The sequence below is a fragment of the Citrobacter sp. RHB20-C16 genome (assembly GCF_013890155.1).
GTDB classification, from domain to species: domain Bacteria; phylum Pseudomonadota; class Gammaproteobacteria; order Enterobacterales; family Enterobacteriaceae; genus Citrobacter_A; species Citrobacter_A amalonaticus.
Map to the genome: position 1 here is coordinate 979,937 of NZ_CP057630.1, position 24,800 is coordinate 1,004,736.

Consider the following 24,800-nt stretch of genomic DNA (forward strand, 5'->3'; position numbering starts at 1 on the left):
CATAATCAGAAACCAGGGCGGTAAAAAGCTCATCAGCGTGATGAGAATCACACGTACTGGCACATTAGTGAGGTTATTCGATTAACCTTTGCGAGAAACAGGAGAAGTCATGACAACCATTACCCTGGCGCAGGTTGCGGAACGCGCTGGCGTCTCCACGGCGACCGTGTCGATGGTACTGCGTAATCGGGGGCGTATTTCACAGGCAACGCGTGAACGCGTACTTAAAGCGCTGGATGATTCTGGCTATGTCTATAACCAGACCGCAGCGAATTTGCGTAATCGCAGCAGCAATCAGGTCGGGCTCTTGTTGCATGACATTACTAACCCATTTTATGGCGAGATGACGGCGGGGCTCAGTCATGAAATGGAGCGGCACGATCTGCTGTTGTTTCTGGCGAACAGCGAAGAGTCCGGCGAGCGCCAGCAAAAGTTTGTTGATTCCCTGATGCGCAATAACGCCTGCGGTATGGTGCTCTGCGCGGCGCGGGAAACGCCGACCTCGTTCTTTGAAGCGCTTAAACGGCGTAATATTCCCGCTATCATGGTGGTTCGCCCGCTTAGCGATCCGGACTTTGATTTTGTCGGCACCGATAATTTTCTCGGGACGCAAATGGCAACGACCCATTTAGTTAAACTGGGGCACAAAAATATCGCCTTCATCGGCGGCAGCCCGAATTCAGGGAGCCGGGCGCAGCGCATTGGCGGATTTACCAGCACACTACTGGAATATGGCATTTCACCGAATCCGCAGTGGATCGTTGCCACTCAGGCCAGCCAGATTGATGGCGCGAAAGTGGCGGAGTCTCTGCTGATGCAACGTCCACAAATTACTGCCGCGGTGTGTTATCAGGATATTGTGGCATTGGGGGTAATGCAGGCGCTACGTAAAATGGGGCGTGAACCCGGGCGCGACTTTGCATTAGTCGGGTTCGATGATATTACCGAAGCGGCGTTGGTTCAGCCTGCGCTGACCACCGTGTCGGTCGCGGCAAAAGAGATTGGTCGTAAGGCGGGAGAGTTACTTTACAGTCGTATTCAGGGGAACGATGAGCCGGCGAAACGCATTATTCTGCCTCCGGCACTGGTGGTCAGAGAATCATGTGGTTTTCGCTGATCGTCATGTTTTTTACTGATATCTCTCGCTGTTTATCATTAAATTCTAATTATCGACGTTTTTGGCTAGCGGCATGACGACGTGCTGGTTAATCTGAAAACGATTTACATCATTTTAACGTAAGAGAATAACTATGCATGATGCACAGGTCCGTGTCGCGATAGCGGGCGCGGGTGGCCGTATGGGCCGCCAGTTAATTCAGGCAGCGCTGCAGATGGATGGCGTTGCGCTTGGTGCGGCGCTTGAGCGCGAGGGATCGTCACTGCTGGGCAGCGATGCCGGAGAACTGGCGGGTGTCGGGAAAACCGGCGTTACCGTGCAAAGTCGCCTTGAGGCAGTAAAAGATGATTTCGATGTGTTCATCGATTTTACCCGTCCGGAAGGCACGCTGAATCATCTGGCGTTTTGTCGTCAGCATGGCAAAGGAATGGTCATTGGCACTACCGGTTTTGACGATGCGGGAAAACAGGCGATTCGCGATGCCGCGCAGGACATTGGCATTGTCTTCGCGGCGAACTTTAGCGTCGGTGTCAACGTGATGCTTAAGCTGCTGGAAAAGGCGGCGAAGGTGATGGGCGACTATACCGACATTGAAATCATTGAAGCTCACCACCGCCATAAAGTTGACGCGCCGTCAGGCACCGCGCTGGCGATGGGGGAGGCGATTGCCCATGCGCTGGATAAAGATCTAAAAGAATGCGCCGTCTACAGTCGCGAAGGCTACACCGGCGAACGCGTGCCGGGAACAATTGGCTTTGCCACCGTCCGCGCCGGGGACATTGTGGGCGAACATACCGCCATGTTTGCCGATATCGGCGAACGTGTCGAAATCACCCACAAAGCGTCCAGCCGTATGACTTTTGCCAATGGTGCGGTGAGATCGGCACTTTGGGTTAGTGCAAAGAAAAATGGTCTTTTTGATATGCGAGATGTCCTTGATCTCAACAATTTATAGTTAATTATTACCTTTCGTGATGTGGTTATTGTAATCTCAATGCATTGATTACATGGGGCAATATTTTTATTGCCCTTTTATTTTACCTGTTACAGATTGCTTTCATTACAAATGGCGTAAAAATCTATCTTTTCTCTCTTTTTTACGTTGCCTGAATGTAAATTTTGACCAAGTGGTCCACTTTTTCGAAGCCTGAGACTATTTTCTACGCATAATTGTTCACGCAAGCGTTTTCCTGCCAGGGTTAGCTGATCTTTTTGCCTGTTAAATCCGTTGATTTCATCCTGGGTCGCAAAAGAATATAAAAAATACCGCCTTTAAGTTGACTTTTGCCTGCCTTATCTCCAGAATGCCGCCGTTTGCCAGAAATCCACGGGTAAGCAAATTTGCATTGATTCATGCTATGCGAATGCATTAATATGCAAATAAAGTGAGTGAATATTCTCTGGAGGGTGTTTTGATTAAGTCAGCGCTATTGGTTCTGGAAGACGGAACCCAGTTTCACGGTCGGGCCATAGGGGCAACAGGTTCGGCGGTTGGGGAAGTCGTTTTCAATACTTCAATGACCGGTTATCAAGAAATCCTCACTGATCCTTCCTATTCCCGCCAAATCGTTACTCTTACTTATCCCCATATCGGTAATGTCGGCACCAATGCCGCCGATGAAGAATCCTCCCAGGTCCATGCGCAAGGCCTTGTCATTCGTGACCTGCCGCTGATTGCGAGCAACTTCCGCAATACCGAAGACCTCTCTTCTTACCTGAAACGCCATAACATTGTGGCGATTGCCGATATCGATACCCGTAAGCTGACGCGTCTGCTGCGCGAGAAAGGGGCGCAAAACGGTTGCATTATCGCGGGCGATAACCCGGATGCGGCGCTGGCGCTGGAAAAAGCGAAAGCCTTCCCGGGCCTGAACGGCATGGATCTTGCCAAAGAAGTGACCACCACGGAATCTTACAGCTGGACCCAGGGGAGCTGGACGCTGGCGGGCGACCTGCCGGAAGCAAAGAAAGAAGACGAACTGCCGTTCCATGTTGTCGCCTATGACTTTGGCGCCAAGCGCAACATTCTGCGCATGCTGGTGGACAGAGGCTGTCGCCTGACGGTTGTCCCGGCAAAAACGTCGGCAGAAGATGTGCTGAAGATGAATCCGGACGGGATCTTCCTGTCGAACGGCCCTGGTGACCCGGCGCCATGCGATTACGCTATCGACGCAATTCAGAAATTCCTCGAGACCGATATTCCGGTGTTTGGCATTTGCTTAGGCCATCAGCTGCTGGCGCTGGCGAGTGGGGCAAAAACCGTGAAGATGAAATTCGGTCACCACGGTGGTAACCATCCGGTCAAAGATATCGACAACAATACGGTGATGATTACGGCCCAGAACCACGGCTTTGCGGTGGATGAAGCGTCCATGCCGGCCAATCTGCGTGTGACCCACAAATCGCTGTTCGATGGCACCCTGCAAGGGATTCATCGCACCGACAAACCGGCATTCAGCTTCCAGGGCCACCCGGAAGCGAGCCCGGGTCCTCACGATGCCGCGCCATTGTTCGACCACTTTATCGAGTTAATTGAGCTTTACCGTCAGTCCGCGAAATAATCAGGAGTTAAGAGAGCCATGCCAAAACGTACAGACATAAAAAGTATCCTGATTCTGGGCGCGGGTCCGATTGTTATCGGTCAGGCGTGTGAGTTTGACTACTCCGGCGCGCAGGCGTGTAAAGCGCTGCGTGAAGAGGGGTACCGCGTCATTCTGGTGAACTCCAACCCCGCGACCATCATGACCGACCCGGAAATGGCCGATGCGACCTACATCGAGCCGATTCACTGGGAAGTCGTGCGCAAGATTATTGAGAAAGAGCGCCCGGACGCGGTGCTGCCGACCATGGGCGGTCAGACGGCGCTGAACTGTGCGCTGGAACTGGAGCGCCAGGGTGTGCTGGCCGAATTCGGTGTGACCATGATTGGTGCGACCGCCGATGCGATTGATAAAGCCGAAGACCGTCGTCGCTTCGATATCGCGATGAAGAAAATCGGTCTCGACACCGCGCGTTCGGGCATTGCCCATACGATGGAAGAGGCGCTGGCGGTAGCGGCTGACGTCGGCTATCCGTGCATCATCCGCCCGTCCTTTACCATGGGCGGCACCGGCGGCGGTATCGCCTACAACCGCGAAGAGTTTGAAGAAATTTGTACTCGCGGTCTGGATCTCTCCCCAACCAACGAGCTGCTGATTGATGAATCGCTGATTGGCTGGAAAGAGTACGAGATGGAAGTGGTGCGTGATAAAAACGACAACTGCATCATCGTCTGCTCTATTGAGAACTTCGACGCCATGGGCATTCACACCGGTGACTCCATCACTGTGGCTCCGGCCCAGACGCTGACCGACAAAGAATATCAAATCATGCGTAACGCCTCGATGGCGGTACTGCGTGAAATCGGCGTAGAAACCGGCGGTTCAAACGTGCAGTTCGCGGTGAACCCGAAAAACGGTCGCCTGATTGTGATCGAAATGAACCCGCGCGTATCCCGTTCCTCCGCGCTGGCGTCAAAAGCCACCGGCTTCCCGATTGCGAAAGTGGCGGCGAAACTGGCGGTGGGTTACACCCTTGATGAGCTGATGAATGACATCACTGGCGGTCGTACCCCGGCATCGTTCGAACCGTCCATCGACTACGTGGTCACTAAAATCCCACGCTTTAACTTCGAAAAATTCGTTGGTGCTAACGACCGTCTGACGACCCAGATGAAATCGGTCGGCGAAGTGATGGCGATTGGCCGCAGCCAGCAGGAATCTCTGCAAAAAGCGCTGCGCGGTCTGGAAGTGGGCGCCACCGGCTTTGACCCGAAAGTGAGCCTGGATGACCCGGAAGCGCTGACGAAAATCCGCCGCGAACTGAAAGACGCGGGCGCTGAGCGTATCTGGTATATCGCCGATGCCTTCCGTGCGGGCCTCTCCGTTGACGGCGTGTTTAACCTGACCAACATTGACCGCTGGTTCCTGGTTCAAATTGAAGAGCTGGTGCGTCTGGAAGAGAAAGTGGCAGAGCTGGGCATTAACGGCTTGACTCCAGACTTCCTGCGCCAGCTGAAACGCAAAGGCTTCGCCGATGCGCGACTGGCTAAACTGGCCGGTGTCCGTGAAGCGGAAGTTCGCAAACTGCGCGACCAGTACAATCTGCACCCGGTCTACAAGCGTGTGGACACCTGCGCGGCAGAATTCGCCACCGATACCGCCTACATGTACTCCACGTATGAAGATGAGTGCGAGGCGAACCCGTCCGTTGACCGCGACAAAATCATGGTGCTTGGCGGCGGTCCAAACCGTATCGGCCAGGGGATCGAATTTGACTACTGCTGCGTACATGCCTCTCTGGCGCTGCGTGAAGACGGTTACGAAACCATCATGGTCAACTGTAACCCGGAAACGGTCTCTACTGACTATGACACTTCCGACCGCCTCTACTTTGAGCCGGTCACGCTGGAAGATGTGCTGGAAATCGTGCGCATTGAGAAGCCGAAGGGCGTGATCGTGCAGTACGGCGGCCAGACTCCGCTGAAACTGGCGCGTGCGCTGGAAGCAGCAGGCGTACCGGTTATTGGTACCAGCCCGGACGCAATTGACCGCGCAGAAGACCGTGAGCGTTTCCAGCATGCGGTGGACCGTCTGAAGCTGAAACAACCGGCCAACGCCACCGTGACAGCCATCGAACAGGCTGTCGAAAAAGCGAAAGAGATTGGCTATCCGCTGGTGGTGCGTCCGTCCTACGTGCTGGGCGGCCGGGCGATGGAAATCGTCTACGACGAAGCTGACCTGCGCCGCTACTTCCAGACCGCCGTTAGCGTTTCCAACGACGCGCCGGTTCTGCTCGACCGCTTCCTGGATGACGCGGTTGAAGTGGACGTTGACGCCATCTGCGACGGCGAAATGGTGCTGATTGGCGGCATCATGGAACACATCGAACAAGCGGGCGTCCACTCGGGTGACTCTGCCTGTTCTCTGCCGGCCTACACGCTGAGCCAGGAAATTCAGGATGTGATGCGCCAGCAGGTACAGAAACTGGCCTTCGAACTGCAGGTTCGCGGTCTGATGAACGTCCAGTTTGCGGTGAAAGATAACGAAGTCTACCTGATTGAAGTGAATCCACGTGCGGCGCGTACCGTACCGTTCGTCTCTAAAGCGACCGGCGTACCGCTGGCGAAAGTGGCGGCGCGTGTGATGGCCGGTAAATCGCTGACCGAACAGGGCGTGACCAAAGAAATTATCCCGCCGTACTACTCGGTGAAAGAAGTGGTGCTGCCGTTCAACAAATTCCCGGGCGTCGACCCGCTGTTAGGGCCAGAAATGCGCTCCACCGGGGAAGTGATGGGCGTGGGGCGTACCTTTGCGGAAGCGTTCGCCAAGGCGCAACTGGGCAGCAGTTCTACCATGAAAAAACAGGGCCGTGCGCTGCTCTCCGTACGTGAAGGCGACAAAGAGCGCGTGGTTGACCTGGCGGCGAAACTGCTGAAGCAGGGCTTTGAACTGGACGCCACCCACGGTACCGCGATTGTGCTGGGTGAAGCCGGTATCAACCCACGTCTGGTGAACAAGGTGCATGAAGGTCGTCCGCACATTCAGGACCGTATCAAGAATGGCGAATACACCTACATCATCAACACCACCGCAGGGCGTCGCGCCATTGAAGACTCCAGGGTGATTCGCCGTAGCGCACTACAGTACAAAGTGCACTACGACACCACGCTGAACGGCGGCTTTGCCACCGCGATGGCGCTGAATGCCGATGCAACAGAGAAAGTCATCTCTGTTCAGGAAATGCACGCGCAAATTAAAAAATAAGCGGCGGCATCATTTGCCCCGGTTTTAAAAACGGCTCCGGAAACGGAGCCGTTTTTTTATGCACTCAGTTCATTCCTGGAGATATATTGCGCAACAGGACAAATTTCATTGTAACAAGCAAGATTTGGCTCACACTAATGCGCCCCTAAGTTGCTTACTATCATTGAATCCCACAATTTAAATAGGGTCTTGTTTTGTATTTTTACGGACAGGGCATAACAAGATTTTTAATTTGTGAAATGGTGTGCTTATGTGTGAAAAATATGTTGAAAAGCCGCTTTATCTGTTAATTGCCGATTGGGTGATGGCAGAAAAGCGTTGGGTAAGTGCGAAAGAGATCGCGAAGCACTTTAATATGGATCACTGCAAAGCGATCAATACCGTCTCTTATATTCTCGCTGAGGTCGGGGAGATTAATTGCGAGACTAAGACTATCCCTAATCAACTGGAAGGTCGTGGATGTCAGTGTCAGCGTCTGGTCAGAGTGACGCATATTGATCCACAGCTGTATGCCCGCCTTGGGCATAGCGCGCAGGTGAAGATGGTCAGCAAATCGCCGCGGATGTCGGCGGTGCCGCCATCAGAACTAAACCGCGAGCAAAAATGGCAGATGATGTTGTCAAAAAGTATGCGTCGATAAGTTCGGTTTTGCCGGATGGTGCCTTGCGCCGCCATCCGGCATGATTACATGGCCGATTTAGGCTTCACCTTCGTTGTGCCCTTCAGGCGCGGCCGGTTTGCTTCAACCGCCGTTAATGGCGACGTTTCCCGTAGCGATGCCCGACAGCGTACGGCGAGATCCTGATATTCCTTCGTATTCAGCCGCTTCCAGTGCAGTTCCTGTTCGCTGACCTCACGCATAACGCGGGCTGGCGTGCCGACCAGCAACTGTCGTGCGGCGCCAGTAAATCCGGCTTTGACGAAACTCATGGCGGCGACAATGCTTTCGTCGCCGATCACCGCACCGTCCATGATCACGCTGTTCATGCCGACCAGTGCGTCCCGGCCTATCACGCAACCGTGCAGGATAGCACCGTGTCCGATGTGTCCATTCTCACGTACCACCGTGTCCGTATCGCAGTAGCCATGCATGATGCAGCCATCCTGAAGGTTGGAGCCCGCTTCAAGGATTAAGCGGCCATAGTCCCCGCGCAGTGAGGCGAGTGGACCGACGTATACGCCAGCCCCTACGATGACATCACCAATCAGTACTGCGCTGGGATGCACATACGCCTCGGGATGAACCACGGGAATTAAGCCTTCAAAGGCGTAAAAACTCATCGGCATTCCTCAATTGTTTTTTGCCGGATAAGCGCAGCACCATAAGGCATTAGCGTCCTTTCCAGACCGGATCGCGTTTTTCAGCAAACGCCTGCGGCCCTTCGAGCGCATCTTCGGAGTGCAGTACGGACGGATAGTGTTTCAGCACGCCGCTACGGATGAAACGATAAGCCTCTTCCACCGGCATTTCACTGGTTGTGCGGTAAATCTCTTTCAGCGCGGCGATGGCCAGTGGTGCGCTGTTCACCAGCTGTTGTGCCAGTTCACGCGCGCTGTCCATCAGTTCCTGCTGGCTGACCACGCGATTGACGATCCCCCAGCGCTGCGCTTCATCTGCATCCATGCGTCTGCCGGTCATGATCATTTCATTGACGATGGCCGGGGGCAGTATTTTCGGCAGACGCAGGACGCCGCCGCTGTCCGGTACGATGCCGAGTTTGGCTTCAGGGAGGGCAAAGCTGGCGTTATCGGCACAGACAATAAAGTCTGCGGCCAGCGCCAGTTCAAAGCCACCGCCGAATGCATAGCCATTGACGGCAGCGATCACCGGTTTGTCGAGATTGAAGATTTCAGTCAGGCCAGCGAATCCACCAGGGCCAAAATCGGCGTCTGGTGCTTCACCTTCCGCCGCGGCTTTTAAATCCCAACCGGCGGAAAAAAACTTCTCGCCTGCGCCGGTGACAATCGCCACGCGCAGTTCGGGATCGTCACGAAAATTAAGAAAAACCTCACCCATCTGGAAACTGGTTTTGGCATCGATCGCATTTGCTTTTGGTCGATCCAATATAATTTCCAGAATCGATCCGTTGCGGGTTAAATGTAAAGATTCACTCATGGTTCATCTCCAAAAATAGGATGTCTGGCAGGGGTTATTCCTGCCTGTAGGGTTATTTCAGGTTTTTTTTGATTATTTTTCCTGAACAATTTCGCGGCAGGTCGGTTCTAATCTCCATAATTGAAGGGACTTTAAATTTCGCCATATTTTTTTCGCAGAAGCTGAAAAACTCTTCTTCACTGAGCGTTTCACCCTCGTTGAGAACTACAAAGGCTTTTATCGCTTCGTCACGAATTGAATCGTTAATTCCAATAACGACGATGTCCTGAATTTTGGGGTGTGCCGAAATAATATTTTCCAGCTCCACGCAGGAGACGTTTTCTCCCCCTCGTTTAATCATGTTGCAGCGGCGATCGACAAAATAGAAAAAACCGTCTTCGTCGCGATAGCCGGAATCACCGGTATGCAGCCAGCCGTTCGGCTCGAGCGCTTTGGCGGTGGCATCCGGCCTGCCGTAGTACTCTTTGAAAATCGTTTTACCCGGCACGCCCTTAATACAGATTTCCCCAATTTCACCGGCGGGCAGCGCACGGTTTTGCTCATCGCGAATTTCTGCTTCGTAACAAAAGCCGGGACGTCCAATAGAGGGCCAGCGTCGCTTATCACCGGGGCGATCGCCGATGATGCCGACAATGGTTTCCGTCATGCCGTAAGAGGTCAGCAGACGCACACCGAAGCGTTCAACAAATGCATCTTTTTCCTGCACTGACAGGTTGAGGTAATACATCACTTCCCGTAAACAGTGCTCTCTGTCCAGCGGTGATACGGGTTGAACCATCAGCGTTCTGATCATCATCGGGATGCATTCCGTGACGGTCGCGCGGTATTTACGCACTTGTCCCCAGAAAGCGCGGGCGCTGTATTTCTCTATCAGCACAAAGGTTGCGCCCACCGAGAAGGCGGCCATGGCGGCAGTGCACTGACAGTCGATATGAAACGCAGGCATGACCGTCAGGTAAACATCGTCATCACGCAGGGCGCATTGCCACGACGAGTAGTAGCCGGCAAAACGCAGGTTGTAATGGGTGATCACCACGCCTTTAGGGCGGGAAGTGGTGCCGGAGGTAAACAGGATCTCGGCCATGTCGTCCGTGGACAACGGTGGGGTATAGCGCAATGTCGTCGGCTGCTGATCCTTCAGCGTCGTGAAATGGCTTACGCCATCAGCGATCGGCAACGCCTCACCAATCAGGCAGATATGGCTAAGCGGCGTCGTCTTTGCCTGTTGGATCTGCCGATACATCGGATAAAAAGCGGCGCTGGTTACCAGCAACTGAACGTCACTGTTTTGCAGGATCCACGCGCTTTCTTCACGCAGCAGACGGGCATTGATCGGCACCATGACCGCGCCAATTTTCGCCAGCCCGAACCAGCAAAAGAAAAACTCCGGGCAGTTATCCAGATGCAGGGCGACCTTATCACCTTTGCGAATGCCCAACGAGTGGAAAAGGTTTGCCGTCCGATTGATCTCCTCGTTAAGCGAGGCGTAGCTGTACTGGCGCACGTCCCCTTCGCTGGATTCGCAAATCAGCGCTGTTTTACTGCCATAAACTTCGGCCAGATCGTCCCACATCTGGCGTAAGTGTTGTCCGCCAACGATATCCATTGCACTCCTGTCCATTTTCACAGGCGTTGTGCTAACCGGGCGAGCCGGTCAGCATTTCGCATTTAGTTCTCAACTTTGGCCAGACCCTTACTGACCAGTTCCTTAATGTCTGCGTCGTTGTAACCGATATTTTTCAGAATGGCGGCAGTGTCCATGCCGTGCGACGGCATGCCGCGCCAGATTTTCCCCGGATTGTTTTTGAATTTCGGCATGACGTTTGGCCCTTTGCAGGTGCGGCCATCCATCGTTTGCCACTGGGTAATGGATTCGCGGGCAACGTACTGCGGATTGCCTTCCAGCTCCGGAATGGTCAGCACTTTGGCGCAGGCGATATTCAGCTCGGCGAAACGCGCCTGCACTTCCTCGATGGTGTGTGCGGCCAGCCACGCATCCAGTTTTTCTTCGACCAGCGGTCCGTACGGGCACTCGACGCGGTGAATCAGTTGTGTTCCTTCCGGCACTTCCGGCGTACCGAGAATGTGCGCCAGACCGATGTCTTTAAAGCATTCGGTGACCTGGGTAATCCCGACCAGCTCCATCACGATGTAACCGTCGGCGCATTTATACAGCCCACAACCGGCGTAATAGGGGTCTTTACCTTTGGTCATGCGCGGGCAAATTTCACCGCCGTTGAAGTAATCCATCATGAAATACTGACCCATGCGCAGCATCACTTCGTACATCGCCACATCGATACTTTCGCCTTTGCCGGTTTCCCGCACCTTATGCAGTGCCGCCAGCGCGGCTGTGGTGGCCGTCATGCCGGAGAAGTAGTCGGCGGTGTACGGGAAGGCTGGCATCGGCTGATCAACGTCGCCGTTTTGGATCAGGTAACCGCTGAAGGCCTGAGCGATGGTGTTATAGGCCGGAAGGTTGGTGTACTCCTCGGTACCGTACTGGCCGAAGCCGGACAGGTGAGCGATAACCAGTTTCGGGTTATGTTGCCACAGGACCTCATCGGTAATTCCACGACGGGCAAACGCCGGACCTTTACTGGCTTCAATGAAGATATCGGTGGTTTCCATCAGTTTCAGAAACGCTTCCCGACCTTCATCTTTAAAAATATTCAGCGAGAGCGCGTGCAAATTACGCCGCGACAGCTGCGGATAGTTTGGCTGAACACGGATGGTATCGGCCCAGGCGACGTTCTCAATCCAGATAACTTCAGCGCCCCACTCGGCAAACATCTGACCGGCGAACGGCCCGGCGATTTCGATCCCGGAGAAGACAACCCGCAGCCCGGCAAGCGGCCCAAAAGCAGGCATTGGTAGACGATCCATAAAATGCTCCTGATAAATTTGTAGGCCTGATAAGACGCAAAGCATTGGCCCGGTAAGCACAGCGCCACCGGGCATGTCGCTGTCTTAACGGTATTGTTTCAGCACGGCACGACCGAGCGTCAGGATCTGCATTTCGTCAGAGCCGCCGGATACGCGGTCAACGCGCAGGTCACGCCAGAAGCGGGTGATGCGGTGGTTACCCGCAATCCCAACACCACCGAGAACCTGCATGGAGGTGTCCACGACTTCAAACGCCGCGTTGGCGCAGAAGTATTTACACATCGCCGCATCACCCGAGGTGATGGTACCGTTGTCGGCTTTCCATGCCGCTTCTAACAGCATGTTTTTCATGGAATTTAATTTGATCGCCATATGGGCGAACTTCTCCTGGATCAACTGGAAACGACCGATCGTTTCGCCAAACTGCACGCGCTGGTTGGCGTAGCGCGCCGCATCTTCAAAGGCGCACATTGCTGTACCGTAGTTGGTGAGGGCTACCAGGAAACGTTCGTGGTCGAACTCTTCTTTTACGCGGTTAAAGCCGTTACCTTCCCGACCGAACATGTCTTTTTCGTCCAGCTCGACATCGTCAAAGTTGATTTCACAGCAGCTGTCCATGCGCAGACCCAACTTCTCAAGTTTGTTGACCTTGATGCCGGGTTTACTCATGTCGACAAACCATTCGGTATAGACAGGTTTATCCGGGGAAGCGCCGTCTCTTGCCATCACCACGATATAAGGGGTGTAGGCGCTACTGGTGATAAAACACTTACTACCATTAAGATAAACCTTACCATTTTTGCGGGTATAAGTGGTTTTCAGACTACCAACATCCGATCCCGCTCCCGGTTCGGTGATGGCGGAGTTCCACATTTGTTTACCGGTTCCCTGGAACGCCATGATTTTATCGATCTGCTCCTGGGTGCCTTCGCGCAGGAAGGTATTAAACCCGCCCGGCAGCTGATACAGCACGTACGTAGGCGCACCGAGGCGTCCCAGTTCCATCCAGACGGCAGCCACGGTGACGAATCCGGCGTCCAGGCCGCCATGTTCTTCCGGGATCAGCAGGCTATCGATGCCCATGTCCGCCAGCGCTTTCACGAAACGCTCCGGATACACGCTGTCGCGATCGCATTCGGCAAAATAGGCTTCCCAGTTCTCACTGGCCATCAGTTCACGAATACCGGCGACAAACAGTTCCTGCTCATCATTGAAATTGAAATCCATCTTCTAACCTCTATGTCATGGGGTAATTAGGTTTATTTATCTTTCCAGTGCACTTTGGCGTCTTTGATAAAGGAGAGCGTCACCATAATGTTGACGAAGAACAGCGGGCAGCCCCCGGCGATAATCGCGGTTTGTATTGGCTTCAGGCCGCCGAGCGCCAGCAGCACGATGCCAATCACGCCGACCAATATCGACCAGCCGATACGCACCAGTAACGGCGGCTCTTCGCCATCGCGCACTTCACGACAGGTCGACATTGCCAGGGTGTAAGAGCAGGCGTTGATCAGCGTAACGGTGGCAATAAAGCAGAGAATAAAGAATCCCCACATCGTGGCGGTGCTGAGCGGCAGGGCGGCCCAGGTTTCGATAATCGCGCGCGGCACGCCGTGATCGGCAATCAGTTGCGGGATGTTGATGATGTTTTTATCCATCAACAGCAGAGTGTTACTGCCCAGTACCGTCCACAGGATCCAGGTGGAGGCCGTCAGGCCCAGCACCATGCCAAAGCACAGTTCACGCACGGTACGACCGCGAGAGATACGCGCCAGGAAGATGCTCATCTGAATGGCGTAAATCACCCACCACGCCCAGTAGAAGACCGTCCAGCCCTGTGGGAAACCGCCTTTGGCGATCGGGTCGGTGTAGAACAGCATGCGCGGCAGATACATCAGCAGCGTCCCGACGGAGTCGGTGAAGTAGTTCATAATGAAGCTGGCGCCGCTGACGATGAACACCCAGCCGAGCATCAGGAAGCTCAGATAGCTGCGCACGTCACTGGCGATCCTGACCCCTTTTTGCAGGCCGCAGGCCACGCAAATGGCGTTAAGAATGATCCAGCAGGTAATGATGATCGCATCCAGTTGCAGCGTGTGCGGGATACCAAACAGGTACTGCATACATTCGGTGACCAGCGGCGTCGCCAGCCCAAGGCTGGTGCCCATCGCGAAGATCAGTGCGACCAGATAGAAGTTATCAATGATGGTGCCTAACAGACCTTTGGCGTGTTTTTCGCCGACCAGCGGCACCAGCGTGGAGCTGGGACGAATGACGTCCATCTTGCGCACAAAGAAGAAGTAGGCGAAGGCCACGGAGAGGAAGCTATAAGTCGCCCACGGCAGCGGTCCCCAGTGAAACAGGCTGTAAGCGAGGCCAATCTCTTTCGCTCCGGTAGAGTTAGGTTCCAGGCCAAACGGCGGCGTGGAGATGTAGTAGTAAATCTCTATCGATCCCCAGAACAGCACGGCGGCAGAGGTACAGGAGGCGAACATCATGAAGATCCAGCTGGCGGTGCTGAACTCCGGTTTCTCGTCACCTAATTTCTTTTTCGCGTAGGGACCAAACACCAGCCAGAACCAGCCGATGAGCATAATGACCATATACCACTCAAATGCCCATCCCCAGACATTGGTGACATAACTAAAGACGGCATTAATAACGACATTTGCGGCATCGAGATCGCGTACCGTTAGCCAGCAAAGTATTCCGACGATTATTAGCGGCGGGAAAAAAACCTTTGGCTCAATTCCAGACTTTCTCTTTTCATTTTTCATGAGTGAATTCCAGGTTGAAAACGAAATTTATTTAGCGTTCCCGTTTGTTTTATTTTTGTTTATTTTTATTAAATATTTGTTGATACCCGTTTAACCTCAGGACGCGTTGGCGAGTAACTCATAATGGGTATTCGTTTTGCGGCATTCTGTAATCTTCGTCACACTTTTTGTTTGGGGTGTTTTGGTGCGGACAGCTCTTAAAAATGTATATTTATCATTTGGTTACATTCTATTTTGTTGGGTTTTCCACCGTTTTGCGTTCAATATTGGTGATCTGCCAGGCAATATTGAAAATATTTCTTTTTGACGTCGGATTTCAATATTGGTGAGGTGCTTAACAATATTGAAAGTTGCGAATATCAGTGTGTGACATTTTCAATATTGGTGATTATGGTTTTATTTCCGAATTAAAGAGCGTGATATCTGTATTTAACACCGCCGATATATATACGTTTCCTTCATGATTTCTGGAGATGCAATGAAGATAATTACTTGCTACAAGTGCGTACCTGATGAACAGGATATTGTCGTCAATCACGCAGATGGTTCATTAGATTTCAGCAAAGCAGATGGCAAAATCAGCCAGTACGACCTGAATGCGATAGAAGCGGCCTGTCAACTGAAACAGCAGGCCAGCGACGCGCAGGTGATCGCCCTGAGCGTGGGCGGCAAGGCGTTAACCAACGCGAAAGGGCGTAAGGATGTCCTCTCCCGAGGCCCGGACGAACTGGTGGTCGTCATTGACGATCGGTTCGAGCAGGCATTGCCACAGCAAACCGCCGCAGCGCTGGCTGCTGCCGCGCAAAAGTCGGGTTTTGATCTGATTCTCTGCGGCGATGGTTCCTCCGATCTCTACGCCCAGCAGGTCAGCCTGCTGGTAGGCGAAACGCTGAACATTCCCGCCATCAACGGCGTGAGCAAGATCCTCTCACTGACGGAAAGTACGCTGACCGTTGAACGTGAACTGGAAGATGAAATTGAAACGCTGAGCATTCCGCTGCCGGCGGTCGTGGCCGTTTCCACCGATATTAACTCTCCACAAATACCATCGATGAAAGCCATTCTGGGGGCGGCGAAAAAACCGGTTCAGGTCTGGTCAGCGGCGGACATTGGCTTTAGCGCCGGGGATGTCTGGTCCACGCAAACGGTGGCCGCACCGAAACAACGTGAGCGCCAGCGCATTGTGATTGAAGGCGATGGTGAAGAACAGATCGCTGCGTTTGCCGATAGTCTGCGCAAAATCATTAATTAAGAAGGGGATGTTATGAGCAAGTTTTCCAGCGTCTGGGTATTCAGCGATACCGTGTCTCGCCTGCCGGAACTGATGAGCGGCGCGCAGATTTTAGGTGAACAGATTAACGCATTTGTGCAAAGCGCCGATGAGGCAACCACGGCCATTCAGTTGGGCGCACATCACGTCTGGCAACTGAGCGGCAAGCCGGACGATCGTATGGTGGAAGATTATGCGGACGTGATGGCACAGACCGTTCGTCAACAGGGTGATTCTGGCCTGTTGCTGCTGCCCAACACCCGTCGCGGCAAACTGCTGGCGGCAAAACTGGGCTATCGCCTTGCCGCAGCGGTTTCTAATGATGCCAGCACCGTGACGCAGCAGGATGGCCGGGCGACGGTCAAACACATGGTGTATGGCGGCCTGGCGATGGGCGAAGAGACGCTCTCCACGCCGTTTGCGGTACTGACACTCAGCAGCGGCACTTTTGAGGCGCAACAGCCTGATGCGACCCGCAGCGGCGTGACGCACAGCGTAGCCTGGCAGGCGCCGGGAATTACCGTCACGCGCACTGCCACGCAGCCACGTCAGAGTAACAGCGTCGATCTCGACAAAGCCCGGCTGGTGGTCAGCGTGGGACGCGGTATCGGCAGCAAAGAGAATATCTCACTGGCGCAAGCGCTGTGTCAGGCCATTGGCGCGGAGCTGGCCTGCTCGCGTCCGGTCGCCGAAAACGAGAAGTGGATGGAGCATGAGCGCTATGTCGGGATCTCGAATCTGATGCTCAAGCCGGAATTGTACCTGGCGGTGGGGATCTCCGGGCAGATCCAGCACATGGTGGGGGCAAACGGCGCGCAGACTATTTTTGCCATCAACAAAGACAAAAATGCGCCGATATTTCAGTACGCGGATTACGGCATTGTCGGCGATGCGCTGAAAATCCTGCCCGCGCTGACGACCGCACTGGCACGCTAAACCATTCAGGCAGGGAGTACGTATGTCCGAAGATATCTTTGATGCCATCATCGTGGGCGCGGGGCTTGCCGGTTCCGTCGCGGCCCTGGTGCTCGCCCGCGAAGGGGCTCAGGTGTTGGTTATCGAGCGCGGAAATTCCGCTGGCGCGAAGAATGTCACCGGTGGGCGCATCTATGCTCACAGTCTGGAGCGCATTCTTCCAGGCTTTGCTCAGCAGGCCCCTGTTGAACGGGTCATTACCCATGAAAAGCTCGCCTTTATGACCGATAACGGGGCGATGACCGTGGACTATCTCAACGGTGAAAAGGCTGGCCCGTCGCAGGTCTCTTATTCGGTGTTGCGCAGTAAATTTGACGCCTGGCTGATGGAGCAGGCGGAAGAGGCGGGCGCGCAGTTGATCACCGGGATCCGCGTGGATAACGTCGTGCAGCGCGATGGCAAAGTCGTTGGTGTAGAAGCGGACGGCGACATCATCGAATCGAAAGTGGTGATCCTCGCCGATGGCGTTAACTCCCTGCTGGCGGAAAAACTGGGAATGGCAAAACGCGTTGAGGCCGCGCACGTGGCGGTCGGCGTGAAAGAGCTGATCGAACTGCCGAAATCGGTGATTGAAGATCGCTTCCAGTTGCAGGGTAACGAAGGGGCGGCCTGTCTGTTCGCGGGATCGCCCACGGATGGCCTGATGGGCGGTGGCTTCCTGTATACCAACGAAAACACCCTGTCACTGGGGCTGGTATGCGGGCTTCATCATCTGAAAGAGGCGAAAAAATCGGTCCCGCAAATGCTGGAAGATTTCAAACAGCATCCGGCCGTTGCCCCGCTGATCGCGGGTGGCAAGCTGGTGGAGTACGCGGCACACGTGGTGCCGGAAGCAGGGATGAACATGCAGCCTGAGCTGGTGGGCGACGGCGTGCTGATTGCGGGCGACGCGGCGGGTATGTGTATGAATCTCGGCTTCACGATTCGCGGGATGGATCTCGCGGTGGCAGCAGGTGAAGCGGCGGCGAAAACGGTGCTTTCCGCCATGCAAAGCAACGACTTTAGCCGTCAGGGGCTGGCGGAATATCGCCAGCATCTCGACAACGGTCCGATGCGCGATATGCGTATGTACCAGCGGTTGCCGGCGTTCCTCGATAACCCGCGCATGTTCACCCGCTACCCGGAAATGGTTGTTGGTATCGCCCGTGACCTCTTTACCGTCGATGGTAGTGCGCCGGTGCCGATGCGTAAGACGATCCTGCGCCATGCGAAGAAAGTGGGCTTCATCAACCTGATGAAGGATGGCATTAAAGGAGTGACCGTATTATGACTTCTCCCGTCAACGTAGACGTCAAGCTGGGCGTCAACAAATTCAATGTCGATGAAGAGCATCCGCACATCATCATGAAAACTGCGCCGGATAAGCAGGTGCTGGAAGTGTTGATCAAAGCCTGTCCGGCCGGGTTATACAAAAAGCAGGATGACGGCAGCGTGCGCTTTGATTATGCCGGATGCCTGGAGTGCGGAACGTGTCGAATTCTCGGACTTGATACGGCGCTGGAAAAATGGGAGTACCCACGCGGCACCTTTGGCGTGGAGTTTCGTTACGGTTAATGAGTACAGGTATACGCTCCACTGCCGGATGGCGGCGAAAACGCCTTATCCGGCCTACGGGGATAAGTAGGCCTGATAAGCGCAGCGCCATCAGGCAGTTAAGCACTAATGCCGAATGTCGGCAAACAGGACATTGCCATGCAACAGCCCAGGAACTTTGATGACATCCAGTTCTCCTCTATTCACCGCAGGATCATGCTGTGGGGAAGCGGTGGACCGTTTCTGGACGGTTATGTGCTGGTGATGATTGGCGTCGCGCTGGAACAGCTCACGCCTGCGCTGAAGCTGGATGCTGAGTGGATTGGCCTGTTGGGCGCGGGGACGCTGGCCGGGCTGTTTGTCGGCACCTCTTTGTTTGGCTATATCTCGGACAAAGTGGGGCGGCGTAAAATGTTTCTTATCGATATCATCGCTATTGGGGTGATATCGGTGGCCACTATGTTTGTCTCATCTCCGGTTGAACTGCTGGTGATGCGGGTGCTGATTGGCGTGGTGATTGGTGCGGATTATCCCATTGCCACCTCGATGATCACCGAATTTTCCAGTACCCGCCAACGTGCCTTCTCTATAAGCTTTATTGCGGCGATGTGGTACGTCGGCGCGACCTGTGCCGATCTGGTTGGTTACTGGCTCTATGACGTCGAGGGCGGCTGGCGCTGGATGCTGGGCAGCGCGGCGATCCCTTGCCTGTTGATCCTGATTGGTCGCTTCGATCTGCCCGAGTCTCCGCGCTGGCTGTTGCGTAAAGGCCGGGTCAAAGAGTGTGAAGCGATGATGATCAAGCTGTTCGGCGAGCCGGTTGCGTTCGATGAAGACACAGCGCAGGAGACGCGCTTTTTACAATTGTTTAATCGTCGCCACTTCCCGTTTGTGCTGTTTGTCGCCGCGATCTGGACCTGTCAGGTGATCCCGATGTTTGCCATTTACACCTTTGGTCCGCAGATCGTCGGCCTGTTGGGACTGGGGGCCGGGAAGAGCGCAGCGCTGGGGAATGTGGTGATCAGCCTGTTCTTTATGCTGGGTTGTATTCCGCCAATGTTCTGGCTGAACAGCGCGGGGCGGAGGCCGCTGCTGATTGGCAGCTTCGTGATGATGACGCTGGCGTTGGCGGTGCTGGGGCTGATCCCGGAAATGGGGATCTGGCTGGTGGTGACGGCATTCGCGGTGTACGCCTTTTTCTCTGGCGGACCGGGGAATTTGCAATGGCTCTATCCCAATGAACTGTTCCCGACCGACATCCGCGCCTCCGCAGTGGGGGTTATCATGTCGTTGAGTCGTATCGGTACCATCCTCTCGACCTGGGCGCTGCCTATTTTCATTACTAAATATGGTATTAGTCAGGTGATGCTGATGGGGGCGGGGATCTCGTTGGTCGGGTTGCTGGTCTCCATTGCCTTCGCGCCAGAAACGCGCGGTCTGACGCTTGCCCAGACCAGTACGATGACGATTCGCAGGAAACCGTTGTGTTAAGGTGAGTCTTCAGAGTGTTCTGTATTTCCCCTCAACCTCAGTCAGTGCGTCTACAGTTAATGGGTATATCACTGAAAATGACTGAAAAGCAGGGAGAACACCATGCAAAAGAAACTATTAATCGCTTCCCTTTTCGCCGCAGCAACCGTCTTTACTCTCGCAGGCTGCTCCTCGAACCAGGCTGTGCGTACGACCGATGGCCGAACCATTGTCACCGACGGTAAACCGCAGGTAGACGATGACACGGGCCTGGTCTCTTACAAAAATGCCGAAACGGGTCAGACGGAGCAAATTAACCGCGATCAGGTGAAAAATATGAGCGAGCTGGATAACTAGTTCAATTTTCCCCATTCATCCGCTCAATAATATTCACTATTAGCCTGTTGGTTTACTGACTACACTCTCTTATAAAACAGAGTGGTAAAATAACAGGCTAATCATGATTCTTATCATTTATGCGCATCCTTATCCGCAGCATTCGCATGCGAATAAACGGATGCTTGAGCAGGCAAGGACGCTGGAAGGCGTCGAAGTTCGTTCTCTCTATGAACTCTACCCTGATTTCAATATCGATATCGCTGCGGAACAAGAGGCGCTTTCTCGCGCTGACCTGATCGTCTGGCAGCATCCCATGCAATGGTACAGCGTTCCCCCCCTACTCAAACTGTGGATGGATAAAGTGCTTTCCCACGGCTGGGCCTATGGTCACGGCGGGACCGCGCTGCGCGGTAAGCAAGTCATGTGGGCGGTGACTACTGGCGGCGGCGATAATCACTTCGATATCGGCTCGCATCCGGGGTTTGACGTACTCTCACAGCCGCTCCAGGCGACAGCCATCTACTGCGGGCTCAACTGGCTTGCGCCGTTTGCAATGCACTGTACGTTTATTTGCGACGACGAAACGCTGCAGGCGCAGGCGCGTCATTACAAGCAACGACTGATGGCATGGCAGGAGGCGCACAATGGATAGCCATACGCTCATACAGGCGCTGATTTATCTTGGGTCGGCGGCGCTGATCGTGCCGATTGCCGTCCGGTTGGGCTTAGGCTCGGTGCTGGGTTATCTCATTGCGGGGTGCATCATCGGCCCCTGGGGGTTACGACTGGTGACCGATGCCGAATCTATTCTGCACTTTGCTGAAATCGGCGTGGTGCTGATGCTGTTTGTCATTGGCCTGGAGCTTGATCCCCAGCGGCTATGGAAACTGCGCGCTTCAGTGTTTGGCGGCGGCGCGCTACAGATGGTGGTCTGCGGCGGCCTGATTGGTCTGTTTTGTATGTTCCTCGGTCTGCGATGGCAGGTGGCGGAACTGATTGGTATGACGCTGGCGCTCTCCTCCACGGCGATAGCTATGCAGGCGATGAATGAGCGCAACCTGACCGTTTCGCAGATGGGACGCAGCGCCTTTGCTGTGCTGCTGTTCCAGGACATCGCGGCGATTCCGCTGGTGGCAATGATTCCGCTACTGGCGACCAGCGGGGCGTCAACCACGCTTGGCGCATTCGCGCTGTCGGCACTGAAAGTGGCTGGTGCGTTAGTCCTGGTGGTACTGCTGGGGCGCTATGTGACCCGCCCGGCGCTGCGTTTCGTTGCGCGTTCTGGCCTGCGCGAAGTCTTCAGCGCCGTGGCGCTGTTTCTGGTCTTTGGCTTCGGGCTGTTGCTTGAAGAAGTTGGGCTGTCGATGGCGATGGGGGCGTTCCTGGCTGGCGTATTGCTGGCAAGCTCTGAGTATCGCCACGCGCTGGAAAGCGACATCGAGCCGTTTAAGGGGCTGCTGCTGGGGCTGTTTTTCATCGGTGTCGGCATGTCTATCGACTTCGGGACGCTTATCGATAATCCACTCCGTATCATCATTCTGCTGGTCGGTTTCCTGGTGATTAAAACCGGGATGCTATGGCTGATTGCCCGTCCTTTACAGGTGCCGAATAAGCAGCGCCGCTGGTTTGCGGTACTCCTCGGACAGGGCAGTGAGTTCGCGTTTGTGGTCTTTGGCGCGGCGCAGATGGCGAACGTGCTCGATCCACAATGGGCGAAGGCGCTGACGCTGGCGGTGGCACTGTCGATGGCCGCGACGCCGATTTTCCTGGTCATCCTTACGCGAATGGAGAAATCCGCTTCCGGTGAAGAGCGGGAAGCCGATGAAATTGATGAAGAACAGCCGCGGGTGATTATTGCCGGATTTGGCCGCTTCGGGCAGATCACCGGTCGTTTACTGCTCTCCAGCGGTGTGAAGATGGTCGTTCTCGATCACGATCCGGACCACATCGAGACGCTGCGTAAATTTGGCATGAAGGTGTTCTACGGTGATGCGACGCGGATGGACCTGCTGGAGTCCGCCGGGGCGGCGAAAGCGGAAGTGCTGATCAACGCCATTGACGATCCGCAAACCAACCTGGAGCTGACAGAGATGGTAAAAGACCATTTCCCGAACCTGCAAATTATTGCCCGGGCACGCGATGTCGATCATTACATTCGTTTGCGCCAGGCGGGCGTCGAGCAACCGGAACGTGAAACGTTTGAAGGCGCGCTTAAAACCGGGCGTCTGGCGCTGGAAAGTCTTGGGCTTGGCCGCTATGAAGCGCGTGAACGCGCGGACCTGTTCCGTCGCTTTAATACACAAATGGTAGAAGAGATGGCGAAAGGTGAGGATGATGCCACCTCCCGTGCGGCAGTCTATAAACGGACCAGCGCGATGCTGAGCGAAATCATCACCGAGGATCGCGAACATCTGTCGTTGATTCAGCGTCATGGCTGGCAGGGGACTGAGGAAGGCAAACACACGGGAGACGTTGCCGATGAGCCAGAAGTTAAACCGTCAACCTAAGTCAAAAATGTGATGTACTGCAAACTTTACTGTTAACCAATTGTTTTTGAACTACTGTAATGCCGGGAGTCCACTGACAAGTCGTGGACTCGCCAGCAGATCGGAAAATTTTCGTGCTCTTCTTCTGTTCGTTAGTCGACGAAAGATTGCTCTTTCCGTATAGTGGCGACAATTTTTTTTGCTCCGGGAAATATTCAATGATCAGTCTGATTGCTGCGTTAGCGGTAGATCGCGTTATTGGCATGGAAAACGCCATGCCGTGGAATCTGCCTGCGGATCTCGCCTGGTTTAAACGTAATACGTTAAATAAACCTGTCGTTATGGGACGCCATACCTGGGAATCCATCGGCCGACCGTTGCCGGGACGTAAGAACATCGTCATCAGCAGCCAGCCGGGTACTGACGATCGCGTGCAGTGGGTGAAATCGGTTGATGAAGCGATTACCGCCTGTGGTGATGCACCAGAAATTATGGTGATTGGCGGTGGTCGCGTGTACGAGCAGTTCCTGCCTAAAGCGCAGAAACTGTATCTGACGCACATCGATGCGGAAGTGGAAGGGGATACGCATTTCCCGGACTACGAGCCGGACGACTGGGAATCGGTGTTCAGCGAGTTTCACGACGCTGACGGGCAGAATTCACACAGCTATTGCTTCGAAATTCTGGAACGTCGCTAAGCGATGAGTGCCGGATGGCGACGCTTAGCGTCTTATCCGGCCTACGAGATGGTTTGTAGGCCGGATAAGCGTAGCGCCATCAGGCAAACAGATCAGGCGTTAACAGCTTCGCCTTCATTCAGATCCATCTGCCGGTTTGACGGCTGCACAAAGTACTGCTTATCTTCCCAGCGCAGGCAGGTTAAATTTCCTCCCCAGCAGCACCCGGTATCCAGCGCATAGATTCCCTCCGGCGTTCCTTTTCCTTCCAGAGACGCCCAGTGACCAAACGCAATGCTGTAGGCTTCGCTGACCGGTCCGGGAATGGCAAACCACGGTTTCAACGGTGCCGGGGCATCCTCCGGGGACTCTTTGCTGTACATATCCAGTTGCCCGTTCGGGAAGCAGTAACGCATCCGGGTAAAGGCGTTGGTGATAAAGCGCAGGCGTGCCAGCCCGGTCAGTTCCGGCGTCCAGTTATTTGGCATGTCGCCATACATGGCGTCGAGGAAGAAGGGGTAAGAGTCACTCGACAGCACCGCTTCAACATCGCGCGCGCAGTCTTTGGCAGTCTGCAAATCCCACTGCGGTGTGATACCCGCATGCGCCATCACCAATTTTTTCTCTTCATCTATCTGCAACAGCGGTTGGCGACGCAGCCAGTTGAGCAGTTCGTCTGCGTCCGGCGCTTCCAGCAGCGGACTCAGGCGGTCTTTCGGTTTGTTACGACTGATACCGGCGAAGACCGCCAGCAGATGCAGGTCGTGATTACCCAGCACCAGGCGCACGCAGTCACCGAGTGATTTCACATAACGCAGCACGTCCAGAGAACCTGGGCCACGGGCAACCAGATCCCCCGTCAGCCACAGGGTATCGCTTTCAGGGGTAAAATTGACTTGTTGTAGCAATGCGATCAGTTCGTCGTAGCAACCGTGAACGTCGCCAATAAGGTATGTTGCCATAGCTATTGTTTTAGTGAATGAGAGTGGAAACGGCGAGTCGGAAAACCGGAATATCGATGGTAAAGGCGACGCCGTTCTCATCAATCATTTCGTAATGACCCTGCATCGTGCCCAGCGGCGTTTCGATAACAGCGCCGCTGGTGTACTGGTACTCTTCGCCAGGCTCAATGTGCGGCTGAACGCCAACCACACCTTCTCCCTGGACTTCAGTTTCTCGGCCATGACCGTTGGTGATCAACCAATAGCGTCCCAGTAGCTGCACGGGCGCTCGCCCCAGATTGCGGATGGTTACGGTGTAGGCAAAAACGTAACGGTCATCTTCAGGTGAGGATTGCGCTTCAATATAGACGCTTTGGACCTGAATACACACTCGGGGCGAATTGATCAT

Annotated in this window: 22 protein-coding genes; 14 read left to right on the forward strand and 8 right to left on the reverse strand. The window is 54.4% G+C overall.

What is annotated here, in order from left to right:
* Positions 1 to 109: 109 nt before the first annotated feature.
* The 5 genes from HVX64_RS04855 (at position 110) to caiF (ending at position 7,561) form a co-directional block, all read left to right on the forward strand.
* Positions 110 to 1,117: a LacI family DNA-binding transcriptional regulator gene (locus HVX64_RS04855; protein ID WP_044255593.1), complete on the forward strand. Its 1,008-nt coding sequence runs from the start codon at positions 110 to 112 to the stop codon at positions 1,115 to 1,117.
* Positions 1,118 to 1,250: 133 nt separating this feature from the next.
* Positions 1,251 to 2,072: a 4-hydroxy-tetrahydrodipicolinate reductase gene (gene dapB / locus HVX64_RS04860; RefSeq protein ID WP_042997990.1), complete on the forward strand. Its 822-nt coding sequence runs from the start codon at positions 1,251 to 1,253 to the stop codon at positions 2,070 to 2,072.
* Between the two features lie 457 nt (positions 2,073 to 2,529).
* Positions 2,530 to 3,678, forward strand: a complete 1,149-nt coding sequence (gene carA / locus HVX64_RS04865) for a glutamine-hydrolyzing carbamoyl-phosphate synthase small subunit (protein WP_044255590.1) — start codon at positions 2,530 to 2,532, stop codon at positions 3,676 to 3,678.
* A gap of 18 nt (positions 3,679 to 3,696) precedes the next feature.
* Positions 3,697 to 6,921, forward strand: a complete 3,225-nt coding sequence (gene carB, locus HVX64_RS04870) for a carbamoyl-phosphate synthase large subunit (RefSeq protein WP_044255587.1) — start codon at positions 3,697 to 3,699, stop codon at positions 6,919 to 6,921.
* A gap of 250 nt (positions 6,922 to 7,171) precedes the next feature.
* On the forward strand, positions 7,172 to 7,561 hold the full coding sequence (caiF, locus tag HVX64_RS04875) for a carnitine metabolism transcriptional regulator CaiF (RefSeq protein ID WP_042997987.1): 390 nt from the start codon (positions 7,172 to 7,174) through the stop codon (positions 7,559 to 7,561).
* 44 nt (positions 7,562 to 7,605) lie between these two features.
* On the opposite strand, the gene caiE is transcribed toward caiF, so the two are convergent.
* The 6 genes from caiE to caiT form a co-directional block, all read right to left on the reverse strand.
* On the reverse strand, positions 7,606 to 8,202 hold the full coding sequence (gene caiE, locus HVX64_RS04880; RefSeq protein ID WP_181825307.1) for a carnitine operon protein CaiE: 597 nt from the start codon (positions 8,200 to 8,202) through the stop codon (positions 7,606 to 7,608).
* Positions 8,203 to 8,251: 49 nt separating this feature from the next.
* Positions 8,252 to 9,037: a crotonobetainyl-CoA hydratase gene (gene caiD / locus HVX64_RS04885; RefSeq protein ID WP_042997985.1), complete on the reverse strand. Its 786-nt coding sequence runs from the start codon at positions 9,035 to 9,037 to the stop codon at positions 8,252 to 8,254.
* Positions 9,038 to 9,089: 52 nt separating this feature from the next.
* The gene (gene caiC, locus HVX64_RS04890; RefSeq protein ID WP_061070536.1) at positions 9,090 to 10,643 is read right to left on the reverse strand and encodes a crotonobetaine/carnitine-CoA ligase; all 1,554 of its coding nucleotides are present in this window, start codon (positions 10,641 to 10,643) and stop codon (positions 9,090 to 9,092) included.
* Positions 10,644 to 10,705: 62 nt separating this feature from the next.
* Complete coding sequence (gene caiB, locus HVX64_RS04895; protein WP_044255581.1) at positions 10,706 to 11,923, reverse strand: L-carnitine CoA-transferase; 1,218 nt, start codon at positions 11,921 to 11,923, stop codon at positions 10,706 to 10,708.
* A gap of 84 nt (positions 11,924 to 12,007) precedes the next feature.
* Positions 12,008 to 13,150, reverse strand: coding sequence for a crotonobetainyl-CoA dehydrogenase (gene caiA, locus HVX64_RS04900; protein WP_044255578.1), 1,143 nt, complete (start codon positions 13,148 to 13,150; stop codon positions 12,008 to 12,010).
* Between the two features lie 32 nt (positions 13,151 to 13,182).
* Positions 13,183 to 14,700: an L-carnitine/gamma-butyrobetaine antiporter gene (caiT, locus tag HVX64_RS04905; protein WP_044255575.1), complete on the reverse strand. Its 1,518-nt coding sequence runs from the start codon at positions 14,698 to 14,700 to the stop codon at positions 13,183 to 13,185.
* Positions 14,701 to 15,178: 478 nt separating this feature from the next.
* Between caiT and HVX64_RS04910 the strand changes: the two genes are divergently transcribed.
* From HVX64_RS04910 to folA, 9 genes are all read left to right on the forward strand, one after another.
* The gene (locus HVX64_RS04910) at positions 15,179 to 15,952 is read left to right on the forward strand and encodes an electron transfer flavoprotein FixA (protein WP_044255572.1); all 774 of its coding nucleotides are present in this window, start codon (positions 15,179 to 15,181) and stop codon (positions 15,950 to 15,952) included.
* Positions 15,953 to 15,964: 12 nt separating this feature from the next.
* Positions 15,965 to 16,906, forward strand: a complete 942-nt coding sequence (locus HVX64_RS04915) for an electron transfer flavoprotein subunit alpha/FixB family protein (protein WP_044255569.1) — start codon at positions 15,965 to 15,967, stop codon at positions 16,904 to 16,906.
* Positions 16,907 to 16,928: 22 nt separating this feature from the next.
* Complete coding sequence (locus tag HVX64_RS04920; RefSeq protein ID WP_044255566.1) at positions 16,929 to 18,215, forward strand: FAD-dependent oxidoreductase; 1,287 nt, start codon at positions 16,929 to 16,931, stop codon at positions 18,213 to 18,215.
* Positions 18,212 to 18,499 carry a ferredoxin-like protein FixX gene (gene fixX, locus HVX64_RS04925; protein ID WP_042997977.1) on the forward strand — a complete coding sequence of 96 codons (288 nt, stop codon included), beginning with the start codon at positions 18,212 to 18,214 and terminating at the stop codon, positions 18,497 to 18,499. Before HVX64_RS04920 ends, fixX begins: the two co-directional genes overlap by 4 nt.
* 138 nt (positions 18,500 to 18,637) lie before the next feature.
* On the forward strand, positions 18,638 to 19,969 hold the full coding sequence (locus HVX64_RS04930; protein WP_044256030.1) for an MFS transporter: 1,332 nt from the start codon (positions 18,638 to 18,640) through the stop codon (positions 19,967 to 19,969).
* Between the two features lie 102 nt (positions 19,970 to 20,071).
* Positions 20,072 to 20,305: a YgdI/YgdR family lipoprotein gene (locus tag HVX64_RS04935; protein ID WP_044255562.1), complete on the forward strand. Its 234-nt coding sequence runs from the start codon at positions 20,072 to 20,074 to the stop codon at positions 20,303 to 20,305.
* Positions 20,306 to 20,408: 103 nt separating this feature from the next.
* Positions 20,409 to 20,939 (forward strand): glutathione-regulated potassium-efflux system oxidoreductase KefF, encoded by a 531-nt coding sequence (gene kefF / locus HVX64_RS04940; RefSeq protein WP_044255558.1) that lies wholly within the window; start codon positions 20,409 to 20,411, stop codon positions 20,937 to 20,939.
* A complete protein-coding gene (kefC, locus tag HVX64_RS04945; RefSeq protein WP_044255555.1) occupies positions 20,932 to 22,794 on the forward strand; it encodes a glutathione-regulated potassium-efflux system protein KefC in 1,863 nt (620 codons plus the stop codon). Before kefF ends, kefC begins: the two co-directional genes overlap by 8 nt.
* Before the next feature lie 197 nt (positions 22,795 to 22,991).
* A complete protein-coding gene (gene folA, locus HVX64_RS04950; protein ID WP_042997972.1) occupies positions 22,992 to 23,471 on the forward strand; it encodes a type 3 dihydrofolate reductase in 480 nt (159 codons plus the stop codon).
* A 92-nt stretch (positions 23,472 to 23,563) separates the two neighbouring features.
* Here folA and apaH read toward each other — a convergent pair whose 3' ends face one another.
* Complete coding sequence (gene apaH / locus HVX64_RS04955) at positions 23,564 to 24,412, reverse strand: bis(5'-nucleosyl)-tetraphosphatase (symmetrical) ApaH (protein WP_042997971.1); 849 nt, start codon at positions 24,410 to 24,412, stop codon at positions 23,564 to 23,566.
* A 10-nt stretch (positions 24,413 to 24,422) separates the two neighbouring features.
* A complete protein-coding gene (apaG, locus tag HVX64_RS04960) occupies positions 24,423 to 24,800 on the reverse strand; it encodes a Co2+/Mg2+ efflux protein ApaG (protein WP_042997970.1) in 378 nt (125 codons plus the stop codon).